The organism is Nitrospirillum guanabarense (assembly GCF_034653355.1).
Lineage (GTDB): Bacteria > Pseudomonadota > Alphaproteobacteria > Azospirillales > Azospirillaceae > Nitrospirillum.
The window spans coordinates 474,237-485,990 of the sequence record NZ_JAYEER010000004.1 but is presented as its reverse complement, the minus strand read 5'-3'; the positions used below and the strand labels follow the sequence as shown (position 1 = coordinate 485,990).

General features: G+C 69.0%; 12 protein-coding genes and 1 pseudogene. 5 read left to right on the top strand and 8 right to left on the bottom strand.

Going from position 1 to position 11,754, the window contains the following annotated elements; all coding sequences use genetic code 11:
* Window positions 1–190 precede the first annotated feature (190 nt).
* From sppA to UAA55_RS20175, 3 genes and pseudogenes are all read left to right on the top strand, one after another.
* A complete protein-coding gene (gene sppA, locus UAA55_RS20185; protein ID WP_322954939.1) occupies window positions 191–1,993 on the top strand; it encodes a signal peptide peptidase SppA in 1,803 nt (600 codons plus the stop codon).
* Between the two features lie 130 nt (window positions 1,994–2,123).
* Window positions 2,124–2,390 (top strand): annotated as a pseudogene (locus UAA55_RS20180) (TerC family protein); the annotation flags it as partial.
* 125 nt (window positions 2,391–2,515) lie between these two features.
* Window positions 2,516–2,980 carry a TerC family protein gene (locus UAA55_RS20175; protein WP_322954938.1) on the top strand — a complete coding sequence of 155 codons (465 nt, stop codon included), beginning with the start codon at window positions 2,516–2,518 and terminating at the stop codon, window positions 2,978–2,980.
* Window positions 2,981–3,031: 51 nt separating this feature from the next.
* Here UAA55_RS20175 and UAA55_RS20170 read toward each other — a convergent pair whose 3' ends face one another.
* The 8 genes from UAA55_RS20170 to wrbA form a co-directional block, all read right to left on the bottom strand.
* A complete protein-coding gene (locus UAA55_RS20170) occupies window positions 3,032–3,802 on the bottom strand; it encodes a TlyA family RNA methyltransferase (protein WP_322954936.1) in 771 nt (256 codons plus the stop codon).
* A complete protein-coding gene (gene dxs, locus UAA55_RS20165; RefSeq protein WP_322954934.1) occupies window positions 3,802–5,718 on the bottom strand; it encodes a 1-deoxy-D-xylulose-5-phosphate synthase in 1,917 nt (638 codons plus the stop codon). Before dxs ends, UAA55_RS20170 begins: the two co-directional genes overlap by 1 nt.
* A gap of 26 nt (window positions 5,719–5,744) precedes the next feature.
* Window positions 5,745–6,644: a polyprenyl synthetase family protein gene (locus UAA55_RS20160; RefSeq protein WP_322954933.1), complete on the bottom strand. Its 900-nt coding sequence runs from the start codon at window positions 6,642–6,644 to the stop codon at window positions 5,745–5,747.
* 29 nt (window positions 6,645–6,673) lie between these two features.
* Window positions 6,674–6,925: an exodeoxyribonuclease VII small subunit gene (locus UAA55_RS20155; protein WP_040845047.1), complete on the bottom strand. Its 252-nt coding sequence runs from the start codon at window positions 6,923–6,925 to the stop codon at window positions 6,674–6,676.
* Window positions 6,926–7,083: 158 nt separating this feature from the next.
* Window positions 7,084–8,013 (bottom strand): histone deacetylase family protein, encoded by a 930-nt coding sequence (locus UAA55_RS20150; RefSeq protein ID WP_322954931.1) that lies wholly within the window; start codon window positions 8,011–8,013, stop codon window positions 7,084–7,086.
* A 110-nt stretch (window positions 8,014–8,123) separates the two neighbouring features.
* A complete protein-coding gene (locus UAA55_RS20145; RefSeq protein ID WP_322917169.1) occupies window positions 8,124–8,360 on the bottom strand; it encodes a sulfurtransferase TusA family protein in 237 nt (78 codons plus the stop codon).
* The gene (locus UAA55_RS20140) at window positions 8,357–8,743 is read right to left on the bottom strand and encodes a DUF423 domain-containing protein (RefSeq protein WP_322954929.1); all 387 of its coding nucleotides are present in this window, start codon (window positions 8,741–8,743) and stop codon (window positions 8,357–8,359) included. The genes UAA55_RS20145 and UAA55_RS20140 overlap by 4 nt, the downstream gene beginning before the upstream one ends.
* 129 nt (window positions 8,744–8,872) lie before the next feature.
* Window positions 8,873–9,475, bottom strand: a complete 603-nt coding sequence (gene wrbA, locus UAA55_RS20135; protein WP_322954927.1) for an NAD(P)H:quinone oxidoreductase — start codon at window positions 9,473–9,475, stop codon at window positions 8,873–8,875.
* A gap of 182 nt (window positions 9,476–9,657) precedes the next feature.
* On the opposite strand from wrbA, the gene UAA55_RS20130 reads away from it, so the two are divergent.
* Together UAA55_RS20130 and UAA55_RS20125 are read left to right on the top strand one after the other, a co-directional pair.
* On the top strand, window positions 9,658–10,620 hold the full coding sequence (locus tag UAA55_RS20130; protein ID WP_322954926.1) for a LysR family transcriptional regulator: 963 nt from the start codon (window positions 9,658–9,660) through the stop codon (window positions 10,618–10,620).
* Between the two features lie 666 nt (window positions 10,621–11,286).
* A complete protein-coding gene (locus tag UAA55_RS20125) occupies window positions 11,287–11,754 on the top strand; it encodes an SUF system Fe-S cluster assembly regulator (RefSeq protein WP_088870926.1) in 468 nt (155 codons plus the stop codon).

The following is an 11,754-nucleotide window of genomic DNA, read 5'->3' as shown; positions in this document are numbered from 1 at the left end:
GACCTTACCCCTTCCTCCCCCGCTTCGCCAACGCCGGCCTCGGCCAAAAGGCCGAAAGGGTGGGCATAGACATGAAGGCACAGAAGGGCATGGGTCCGCCTAAGCGGCCCTACCGCCCGGCCGCCTTGGCAATCCTCACGCGCTGTGGTGGTATGGCAGCCGGATTTTACGGCTTCCAGGAACCGCGTTCATGCGTTTCATCGTCCGGTTGTTCGCCCTTATCGGCCTGTTCGGGGTCCTGCTGACCGCGGGATTGATCCTGTTGGCCATCAAGGCGAAGGACAAGCAACCCACCCTGCCCCAATCCGTGGTGCTGGAGTTCAACTTCGAGCGCCCCCTGGCGGAGGCGCCGGGCGAGGATGGCTGGTCCAGCCTGCTCACCAGCCGCCGCGGCAGCGTGCGCGAAGTGATCGACGCGCTGGAACAGGCCGGCCGCGACCCCAAGGTCAAGGGCCTGGTGGCCAAGGTCGGCAACGCCAGCCAGGGCATCGGCACCACGCAGGAACTGCGCGACGCCATCGCCCGTTTCCGCGCCACCGGCCGCTTCGCCTACATCCACGCCGAAAGCTATGGCGACGCCGGCAGCGGCATGACCCCCTACTACCTCGCCAGCGCCTTCGACCAGGTGTGGCTGCAACCGGTGGGCACGGTGGGCATCACCGGCATCGCCGTCACCCAGACCTTCTTCCGGGGCGCCTTGGACAACATCGGGGTGCAGCCGCAGATCTCCAAGCGTGCCGACTACAAGACGGCGGCCGAGATGTTCGCCGAGAAGCAGGCCACCCCCGCCAACCGCGAGATGACGGAAAGCCTGGCCGGCGACCTTTACGACCAGATGGTGCTGGGCATCGCCGACGGCCGGCACCTGAATCCCGACGCGGTCAAGGCCGCCATCGACCACGCCCCGCTGCTGGACGGCGAGGCGCTGGCGTCCAAGCTGGTGGACAAGCTGGGCTATTTCGATGAGGTGGAGGCCGCCGCCAAGGAGCGGGCGGGCGGCAAGGCCGCCGGCGCCGACACGGTCGACCTGCTGACCTACGGCAAGATCGCCGGCAGCGCCTACACCCAGGGCCCCACCGTCGCCCTGATCGTGGGCGAGGGCGAGATCGTGCGCGGTGGCAAGGACGGCGGCGCCTTCAATGACGAGCCGTCGTTCGCCGCCAACCGCATCGCCGACGCCTTCGACACCGCCATCGAACAGTCCAACGTCAAGGCCATCCTGTTCCGGGTGAACAGCCCGGGCGGCAGCCCCGTGGGATCGGAGACCGTGCGCCACGCCGTGGACCGGGCCCGCAAGGCCGGCAAGCCGGTCGTCATCTCCATGGGCGACGTGGCGGGGTCCGGCGGCTATTGGGTCGCCATGGACGCCGACCGCATCGTGGCCCTGCCGGGCACCCTGACCGGGTCCATCGGCGTGCTGGGCGGCAAGTTCGTGGCCAAGGGCTTGGCGGACAAGCTGGGCGTGGGCGTGGACCAGGTGGCGCGCGGCGCCAACGCCACGATCTGGAGCCCGGCCAGCCCCTACACCGACAGCGAGGCCGCCCGCCAGGACGCCATGCTGGACGCCATCTACGCCCAGTTCACCGACGGCGTGGCCAAGGGCCGCAAGCTGGACATCGACAAGGTGCGTGAGCTGGCCAAGGGCCGCGTCTACACCGGCCGTCAGGCCAAGGATCTCGGCCTGGTGGACGCCCTGGGCGGCTATGACATCGCCCTGCAGCAGGTGCGCCAGGTGGCCGACATCCCCAGCAACGCCGACCTGCACATCGTCCAGTTCCCCCGACCCAAGAGCGGGTACGAGATGGTGCTGGACCTGTTCAACGGCAAGGCGGCGGCGGAGATGGCCAGCGTGGCCCAGGCGCGCGGGGCGGAGAAGGTGCTGGCCGACTACGGCCCCCTGCTGGACATGGTGCAGCCCATGGTCCGCGCCGCCAAGCGGCAGGAACAGGTGCTGATGATGCCGGACCTGAGCGTCAACGGCCCCGCCCGCTGACGATGATGAGAGGCGAACCCCCGGCCTGGACACCCGGGCCGGGGGTTTTCTTTTGAATTCATGCGGCTTGCCCTGGCAGGTGCGACAAATCGTCCCTATCTCACAGGCTCACAACGAACAGGCCCCATTGATGGACTTCCTTGCCGATCCCGGCGTCTGGCTCGGGCTCTTGACCCTGGTCTCCCTCGAGGTCGTCCTCGGCATCGACAATCTGGTCTTCATCGCCATCGTCGCCGACAAGCTGCCGGCGGAGCAGCGCAACCGTGTGCGCCTGGTGGGGCTGTCGCTGGCGCTGATCATGCGCCTGCTGCTGCTGTTCTCCATCTCCTGGATCGTGACGCTGACCCAGCCGCTGTTCAGCGTGGCCGGGGTCGCCCTGTCGGGACGCGACCTGATCCTGGTGCTGGGCGGCGCCTTTCTGCTGGCCAAGGGCACGATGGAGCTGCATGAGCGGCTGGAGGGGGCGCGGGGCACAAAGCCCCCAAGCCCAGCGCCGCCGCCACCGCCTTCTGGCGATCGGTGGTGCAGATCGTGCTGCTGGACGCGGTGTTCTCCCTGGACAGCGTCATCACCGCGGTGGGCATGGTGGATGAGCTGCCCATCATGGTGGCGGCCGTCTGTATCGCGATGGCGGTCATGCTGGTGGCGTCCAAGCCGCTGATGGCCTTCATTTCCCGCCATCCCACCGTCATCATCCTGGGCCTGGGCTTCCTGCTGATGATCGGCTTCAGCCTGGTGGCGGAGGGTCTGGGCCTGCACATCCCCAAGGGCTACCTCTACGCCGCCATCGGCTTCTCCATCCTGATCGAGGCCGCCAACCAGCTGGGCCGGCGCAAGCGGGCCCCACCCAAGGCCGCCGGGCGCGAGGCCCTGCTGCGGGGCTTGCGTGACACGCCCGACGGAAGGGTGACCATCACGGATGCCCAGGGCCAGGTGCGGGCCACCGTCTCCACGGCCGACGCGCTGGCGCTTCTCGATCAGCACTGAGCGCCCCCCATTGGCGGCGCGGCAGGCGGCGGCGCGGCAGGCGGCGTGGCGTCAGTCGCGCCGGGCGCCGATCAGGAATTCCTTGTTGCCCTCGGGACCCAGGATGGGGCTGGGATCCACGCCCAGGACGGTCCAGCCGGGGCGGGCGGACAGCCAGGCGACCACGGCGTCGCAGACCTCCTGGTGCAATTCGGGTTCCCGTACCACGCCGCCCTTGCCCACGCGGCCCTTGCCCACCTCGAACTGCGGCTTGATCAGGGCCACCAGCCGGCCGCCGGGCCGCACCAGGTCCAGGGCCGCCGGCAGCACGGTGGCCAGGCCGATGAAGCTGGCATCGCACACCACCATGCCGATGGGGTCGGGGATCTCATGGGCGGTCAGGTGCCGCGCGTTGGTCTTTTCCATGACCACCACACGCGGGTCGGTACGAAGCTTCCACGCCAGCTGGCCGTGACCCACGTCCACGGCGTAGACCTTGGCGGCGCCGCGCGTCAGCAGCACATCGGTGAAGCCGCCCGTGCTGGCGCCCACGTCGATGGCGGTCACACCCGTCGGATCGAAACCGAAATGATCCAGGCCGTGCACCAGTTTCAGTCCCCCGCGCGACACCCAGGGATGATCCTGGCCCTTCAGCGACAGGGACTTGTCGGCGGGTATGGTCTGGCCCGGCTTGTCGATGCGCAGGGTGTCCGCATAGACCAGGCCGGCCAGCACAAGGGCCTGGGCCCGGGCGCGGCTCTCCACCAAGCCGCGTTCCACCAGGGCCTGGTCCACACGGATTTTCCCGGCCTTCCGGGCCTTCTGCAGGGTTTCGTCCGACATCAGGCGCCAGGCGTCCTCACCTGAGCGTTGGCCCCCAGCGCCTTGAGCACGGTGTCGACGATGCCGTTGGCGTTGAGGCCGGCCTCGTCATACTGCTTGGCCGGGTTGTCGTGTTCCTGATAGCGGTCGGGCAGCACCATGGGGCGGAACTTCAGGCCGTTGTCGAACAGCCCCTCCTCCGCCAGGAACTGCATGACCTGGGCGCCGAAACCGCCCACCGAGCCTTCCTCGATGGTCACCAGCACATCATGCTCAACCGCCAGCCGGCGCACCAGTTCCCGGTCGATCGGCTTGGCGAAGCGCGCGTCCGCCACCGTCGTCGACAGACCCCGCGCCGCCAAATCCTCTGCCGCCTTCACGGCCTCGCCCAGGCGCGTGCCCAGGCTCAGGATGGCCACCGCGTTGCCCTCACGGACGATCCGGCCCTTGCCGATGGGCAGCACCTCGCCCTTCTCCGGCATCTCCACGCCCACGCCCTCGCCGCGCGGGTAGCGCAACGCGATGGGGCCGGCGTCATAGGCCACCGCGGTCGCCACCATGTGCACCAGCTCCGCCTCGTCCGCCGCCGCCATCACCACCATGTTGGGCAAGCAGCACAGGTAGGCCAGGTCGAAGGCGCCGGCGTGCGTCGCCCCGTCCGCCCCCACCAGGCCCGCCCGGTCCATGGCGAAGCGCACGGGCAGGTTCTGGATCGACACGTCGTGCACCAGCTGGTCATAGCCACGCTGCAGGAAGGTCGAGTAGATCGCCACGAAGGGCTTGTACCCCTCCGTCGCCATGCCCGCCGCGAAAGTCACCGCGTGCTGCTCCGCGATGCCCACGTCGAAGGTGCGCGTGGGGAAGGCCTGGCCGAACAGGTCCAGTCCCGTGCCCGACGGCATCGCCGCCGTGATCGCCACCACCTTGTCGTCCGCCTTCGCCTCCTTCATCAGCGCGTCGGCGAAGACACGGGTGTAGGTCGGCGCGTTCGCCTTGGCCTTGGCCTGGGCGCCCGTCACCACGTCGAAGCGGCCCACCGCGTGCAGCTTGTCGGCCGACGCCTCGGCCGGCGCGTAGCCCTTGCCCTTCTGCGTCACCGCGTGGATCAGCACCGGGCGGCCGTTCGGCTCGTCCCGGATGTTCTCCAGGATGGGCACCAGCTGGTCCAGGTCATGACCGTCGATGGGGCCCACGTAGTAGAAGCCCAGCTCCTCGAACAGCGTCCCGCCCATGACCATGCCGCGGGCGTATTCCTCAACCCGCCGCGCCGCGTTCTGCAGCGGCCGGGGCAGGTGTTCCGCCACCTGGCGGCCGATGTCCCGCAGGTTGCGGTACTGGCTGCTGCTGACCAGCTTCGCCAGGTAGCCCGACACCGCACCCACCGGCGGGGCGATCGACATGTCGTTGTCGTTCAGGATCACCACCAGGCGCGAGCCCAGCGCGCCGGCGTTGTTCATCGCCTCATACGCCATGCCGGCGGAGATCGACCCGTCGCCGATCACGGCGATGACGTGGTTGTTCCCGCCGCCCAAGTCCCGCGCCACCGCCATGCCCAGCCCGGCCGAGATGGAGGTGGAGCTGTGCGCGGCACCGAACGGGTCGTACTCGCTCTCCGACCGCCGGGTGAAGCCCGACAGCCCGCCGCCCTGCCGCAGCGTGCGGATGCGGTCGCGCCGGCCCGTCAGGATCTTGTGCGGGTAGGCCTGGTGGCCCACGTCCCAGATGATGCGGTCCGCCGGCGTGTCGAACACGTAGTGCAGCGCCACCGTCAGTTCCACCACACCCAGGCCGGCACCCAGGTGCCCGCCCGTCACCGACACCGCGTCGATGGTCTCGGACCGCAGCTCGTCCGCAACCTGACGCAGCTGCTCAGGGCGCAGCGCGCGCAGGCGCTCAGGCGTCGGACACTGGTCCAACAACGGGGTCTTCGTCGCCATTCATCGGCTCCCAATCAAACTTTTCTTTAAGACCGCCGATCCACAACGAAGCGCGCCACCGCCTGCAACATCGACGCCCGGCCCTCAAAAATCTCCAGATGCCGCGTGGCCTGGTCGGCCAACCGCCCGGCCTGGTCGCGCGCCCGTTCCAGCCCCAGGATGGACACGAAGGTCGCCTTGCCCGCCGGCTTGTCGCGGCCCACGGACTTGCCGGTCTCGGCCTCCGTCCCGTCCACGTCCAGCAGGTCGTCGGCGATCTGGAAGGCCAGGCCCAGATCGTGGGCGTAGGCCTGCAGGGCATGGAACTGCGGCGGCGAGGCGCGGCCCAGGATGGCGCCGGCCGTGGCGGCGAAGGCGATCAGCTCGCCGGTCTTCAGCCGCTGCAGCCGGGTGATGGCGCCGATGTCCAGGGTCTGGCTTTCGGCGATCAGGTCCAGCATCTGCCCGCCCACCATGCCGCGCGGGCCGGAGGCCTTGGCCAGGGCCGAAACCAGAGCGCAGCGCACCCGGGGGTCCTCATGCGTCTCGGGGTCGGTCATCACCTCGAACGCGGCCGTCAGCAGGGCGTCACCCGCCAGGATGGCGGTGGCTTCGTCGAACTGACGGTGCACCGTGGGCCGGCCGCGCCGCAGGCTGGCGTCGTCCATGGCCGGCAGGTCGTCATGGATCAGGGAATAGCAGTGCACGAACTCCACCGCCGCGGCCACGCGCAGGGCGCAGGCCGGGCTGACGCCGAACAGGCGGGCGCTTTCCATGACCAGGAAGGGCCGCAGCCGCTTGCCCCCGCCCAGGCAGCCGTAGCGCATGGCCTCATACAGCTTGGCTTCCGCCATGCTGCTGCGGGGCAGCAGGATGTCGATGGCGGTTTCCACCTGTTCGACGGTGTCCGCCATGGCGGCGGTGAGGGTTTTGGGCAGGCTGGGCATCAGGGACACTCGGGCGTAAGGGTACGGGCTTAGTCGATGCGGGCCGGTTCCGTGCCCACCGTTCCGTCACCGCCCAGGGTGATGCGGTCGACCTTTTCCTGGGCCTCCCGCAGCTTCCCCTCGCAATGGCGCTTCAGCAGGGTTCCGCGTTCATAGAATCCGATGGCGTCGTCCAGCTTGGCCTTGCCGTCCTCCAACTGGCGCACGATGCGTTCCAGCTCACCCAAGGCGTCCTCGAAACTCATGGCCTTGATATCGGCCGGCAGGGTCAGTTCAGTCATGAGGTGTCCACATCAACGCGGGAAACGGCAAAACGGCAACGGCGCCAGCGGCGCCGTAAATCACAGGCAAACGACTGTAGGACCGCCCGGCACCCCGCCGCAAGCATCCTGGCCGGGAGGCTGTCCTATCACGGGAGGAGACTTGGCGTCCCGTCCCCTCAAACCTCCATCAGCATGCCCACATGGGCGGCGACGCAGGACGCCAGCGCCGCCGGATCATAGCCCCCTTCCAGGGAAGAGACCAAGCGGCCCTGGCAATGCCGGTCGGCGATGGCCGCGATCTCGGCCGTCGCCCAGGCGAAATCATCCTCGACCAAGGCGAGGTCGGCCAGCGGGTCGGCGCGATGGGCGTCGAAGCCGGCGGAAATGAAGATAAGTTCCGGAGCGAAGGCGTCCAGGGCCGGCAACAGCCGCGACGCCATGCCGTCGCGGAATTCCGCGCCAGTGGAACCCGCGCGCAACAGTACGTTGACCACGGTCCCGTAATCCCCCCGGTCCCCCAGGGCCCCCGTGCCGGGGTAAAGCGGCCATTCGTGGGTGGAGCCGTAGAACAGGTCGGGGTCATGTTCCGCCAGGGTCTGGCTGCCGTTGCCGTGGTGCACGTCGAAATCGACGATGGCCACGCGGCGCAGACCATAGGCGAAGCGGGCGTGCTCCGCCCCGACGCCGACGTTGTTGAACAGGCAGAAGCCCATGGACTGCCCCGGTTCGGCATGGTGGCCCGGGGGACGGATGGCGCAGAAGGCGTTGCGCACCTCCCCCGCCATCACCGCGTCCACGGCGGCGCAGACGGCACCCGCCGCGTGCAGCGCCGCCTCGAATGAGCCGGGGGACAGGACCGTGTCACCGTCCAGCGACACGATGCCGGTGATGGGGGTCGCGGCCTGCAGGCGGGCCACCAGGTCGGGTGTGTGCACCCGTTCCACCTGGTCCAGGGTGGCGCGCGGCGCCTGGCGGCGATCCAGATATTGAAAGCGTTCGGCGTCCAGCGCGCGCAGCACCGCCGACAGGCGGCCAGGGTTTTCCGGATGCCCCGGCCCCGTCTCATGCTCCAGGCAGGACCAATGGGTGAACAACGCCGTCGCCATGGTGACCGTTTCCTCGAATGCCCGCCTTATTATCCGCCCGGCATCATCACCGATGCGCCCGACCGGCCGCCAGTGGCTTACCAACGGCCGTCCTTGAAGAATGATCCAGATCAGGCCGGACCAGCCCGGCGTATCGTGAAGGTCAGCACCCCGTCCGCCTCATCCGCCGACAGCAGGGCGTGCCCGGCCGACTGGCAGAAGGCCGGCACGTCGCGCCGGGCGGCCTGATCGGTGGCCAGCAGGGTCAGGATGTCGCCCGGGGCCATGGCCATCAAGGCCTTGCGCGCCCTCAGGACCGGCAACGGGCAGACCAGGCCCTTGGCATCCAGGCTGCGATCCCCACTCATCGCGGCGCCTTCACGGCGGCGGCGGCCAGGAACAGCCAGCCCAGGATAAAGCTGAGGCCGCCCAGGGGCGCCACGGCCCCAAGCGCGCTGGGACCCCACCACCCCAGGCCATAGAGCGCCCCGCCAAAAAGGACCGCGCCCAGCAGGAACAGCCAACCGGCCAGGGCCGCGAAGGGACGGTGCAGCAGGTGCCCGCCCAGCGCCGCCGCCACCACGACAGCCACATGCATCAGCTGGTACTGGCTGGCCGTCTGCCACAGGCCGACGGCGTGGGCGTCGCGCACGGCGGAGAGGCCATGGACGGCATAGGCGCCGGCCGACACCGCCAGCGCGCCGATGATCCCCGCGATCGCCAACCGCAGCCGGGCGTCCCCTGTCAGCATTCCCCTACCCTTTCCAATCAAGACGGTGAGGCAGGATATGAGACGGGGACGGCGGAACCGCAAGCGCGTTCCGGAAACGCGGACGGGCCGCCCCAGGAAGGGACGGCCCGCCACTGAAACATCCCGCTGTCAGCCGACCAGCTTGGCGGCGATGGTGGCCACGTGGGCGCCTTGGAAACGGGCGCCGGCCAGTTCGTTCTCGCTGGGCTGGCGCGAACCATCGCCGTTGGCGATGGTGGTGGCCCCATAGGGGCTGCCGCCCGTCACCTCGGCATTGTTGGTCTGGCCCTGGAAGCTGTAGGGCAGGCCGACGATGACCATGCCCTGGTGCAGCAGCGTGGTGTGGAAGGACAGGATGGTGCTTTCCTGGCCGCCGTGCTGGGTGGCGGACGACGCGAACACGCTGCCGACCTTGCCGATCAGCGCGCCCTTGAACCAGAGGCCGCCCGTCTGGTCCAGGAAGTTGCGCATCTGCGAGGCCATCATGCCGAAGCGGGTGGGGGTGCCGAAGATGATGGCGTCGTACTGCGGCAGTTCATCCACCGTGGCGACGGGGGCCTCCTGGTCCAGCTTGATGCCGGCCTTCTGCGCCACGTCCACCGGCACCAGTTCCGGCACCCGCTTCACCACCACCTCGGTGCCGGGCACGGACTTGGCGCCCTCGGCCACCGCCTTGGCCATCGTCTCGATGTGGCCGTAGCTGCTGTAGTAGAGGACGAGAACCTTGGCCATTGCCATCTCCATCAATTGGTTGGGCCGGGCGGTCCGGCCGGGCGCCTGGTGCGTTTCGGATCGCGCGGCGTTGCGATGGATGGACCATAGCCGCGTTCCGCATTGCGGATAATCCGGTGACTGGGCATAAAATTGTTCCACGCCCCGCAACAATCCTGGCACCGGCTTCCAAGGACTGACGCATGGACCGTCTGGATGACATGGCCCTGTTCGCCCGCGTGGCGGAGACCCGCAGCTTCACCGTGGCCGCGGCCAAGCTGGGCCTGTCCCGCTCCGCCGCCAGCCGGCGCATGACGGATCTGGAGGCGCGGCTGGGCGCCCGGCTGCTGAACCGCACCACGCGGCGCATCAGCCTGACCGAGGCGGGGGAGACCTACCTGGTCCGGGTGCAGCAGATCCTGGCCGACGTGGATGAGGCGGACCGGTCGGTGGCCAGCCTGCAGGCGGCGCCGCGCGGTGTCCTGAAGGTTGCCGCGCCCATGAGCTTCGGGATGCAGCACCTGGGCCCGGCCATCGCCGACTTCCTGTCCGCCTTCCCGGATATCGAGGTGGAGATGGACCTGAACGACCGCTTCGTCGACCTGGTGGACGAGGGATATGATGTGGCAGTGCGCATTGGGCAGTTGAAGGACAGCTCGCTGGTGGCCAAACGCATCTGCCCCGCCCGGGTGGTGCACGCCGCCAGCCCGGCCTATCTCACCCGCCGGGGCGTGCCCCGCGCGCCCGAGGACTTGGCCCAGCACGACTGCCTGATCTACACCAACATTCCGCAAGGGGCGCAGTGGCCGTTCCGCGCCACCCCGCTGACCCCCGGGGCGGCACGCGGCGGCAACCACGACCCCGACGCCGCCACCCGCCTGGTGAAGGTCAACGCCCGCCTGCGCGCCAACAACGGCGACGTGCTGCTGGAGGCCGCCTGCGCCGGCGTGGGCATCGTGGCGCTGCCCACCTTCATCTGCGGCAAGGCCCTGGCGGAGGGCCGGGTGGTGCCCATCCTGCAGGAATGGGCGGTGACGCGCAGCGCCATCAACGCCGTCTTCCCCGCCAACCGCCACCTGTCGTCCAAGGTGCGCGTCTTCGTCGATTTCCTGGCCGACCGCTTCGGCCCCAATCCCTATTGGGACGTGGGCTTGAAGCTGGGGTAAGGCGCGCCACCCTACCCCGAACCCGCATGCGGGAGCGAAGCGACAAGGACGCGGCCCGACTAAAACATAAGGGGGCCGCCGGAGATTTCCGGGGAGCGCAGCGGACTGGAAATCGAGGATAGCCAAGGGGTGGACGCCCCGCCGGCGCTTGAGGCGAACCATACACGAAATTAAAAACGGCGGATCAGGTTTGGGCCCCTGAGGGCATCCATCCTGGTCCGCCGTTTTTTCTCAGTCGGATGGGCAAAAGCCTCGAAACCGCATCCAGGGCGGCCGCTTTGCCGCGATAGATCCGACCGTGTTTCCGGACGTCCCGCCATGCCGGGGGCTTCGTTCGGTTCAAGCGCGGGCTGTGACGCCCGCCTCCTGAAACGAAGCGTGCGCCTGGCAGGCCATGGGGTCAAACGCCGATCGGGCATGCCGCAAAGCAGCGGCCGCCCGCCCAGGACATACCGGGTTAACAGACGCCCGGCCGCGTCCTTGACCTTACGCCTCCGGGGTACTCCCCCCGCGAACCCGCTATTGCTGCAACCCGCCCATCCGGGCGGTTCATATGCCGCAAAACATCCTCGCTTGACATGGAAAGGGGAGTGGCTACTTAAAGGGTACTGATTTGGTCCGGATTGCCGGACCGGATTTTCACCCAGGCGCAGGACCCCAAACCACGTGATCCGGCTGAGCAAATTGACGGACTACGCAGTCGTGGTGATGACCGCGATGATCCAGGGCGACGGCGGCCCGCATACCGCCATCTCGCTCGCGGAGCGTACCGGCCTGCCGGCCCCCACCGTGTCCAAGATCCTGAAGCTGCTGGCCCGCGACGGCCTGATGGCCTCGCACCGGGGGGCCACCGGCGGATACCGCCTGGCCCGCGCACCCGATGCCATCAACGTGGCCCAGATCATCGCCGCCATCGACGGCCCCATCGCCCTGACCGACTGTGTCGAGGGGGCGGCCGGGGCTTGCGGGGTGGAGAGCCTGTGCCCCCGCCGGGGCAACTGGGACCGGGTGAACCGCGCCGTCCGCGGCGCGTTGGAAGGCGTCAGCCTGGCCGACATGGCCCGGCCGTCGTTCCCCGACCCCGTCCTGCCCAAGGCGGCGCCGGCACTGCCGGCCACCGCCGACGCTATTTGA

What these genes read in the sequence shown, in the direction of transcription:
- sppA (WP_322954939.1), top strand. Translation starts at nt 191, where the DNA reads ATGCGTTTCATCGTCCGGTTGTTCGCCCTTATCGGCCTGTTCGGGGTC.
- UAA55_RS20170 (WP_322954936.1), bottom strand. Translation starts at nt 3,802, where the DNA reads ATGTCGGACGAAACCCTGCAGAAGGCCCGGAAGGCCGGGAAAATCCGT.
- dxs (WP_322954934.1), bottom strand. Translation starts at nt 5,718, where the DNA reads ATGGCGACGAAGACCCCGTTGTTGGACCAGTGTCCGACGCCTGAGCGC.
- UAA55_RS20160 (WP_322954933.1), bottom strand. Translation starts at nt 6,644, where the DNA reads ATGCCCAGCCTGCCCAAAACCCTCACCGCCGCCATGGCGGACACCGTC.
- UAA55_RS20155 (WP_040845047.1), bottom strand. Translation starts at nt 6,925, where the DNA reads ATGACTGAACTGACCCTGCCGGCCGATATCAAGGCCATGAGTTTCGAG.
- UAA55_RS20150 (WP_322954931.1), bottom strand. Translation starts at nt 8,013, where the DNA reads ATGGCGACGGCGTTGTTCACCCATTGGTCCTGCCTGGAGCATGAGACG.
- UAA55_RS20145 (WP_322917169.1), bottom strand. Translation starts at nt 8,360, where the DNA reads ATGAGTGGGGATCGCAGCCTGGATGCCAAGGGCCTGGTCTGCCCGTTG.
- UAA55_RS20140 (WP_322954929.1), bottom strand. Translation starts at nt 8,743, where the DNA reads ATGCTGACAGGGGACGCCCGGCTGCGGTTGGCGATCGCGGGGATCATC.
- wrbA (WP_322954927.1), bottom strand. Translation starts at nt 9,475, where the DNA reads ATGGCCAAGGTTCTCGTCCTCTACTACAGCAGCTACGGCCACATCGAG.
- UAA55_RS20130 (WP_322954926.1), top strand. Translation starts at nt 9,658, where the DNA reads ATGGACCGTCTGGATGACATGGCCCTGTTCGCCCGCGTGGCGGAGACC.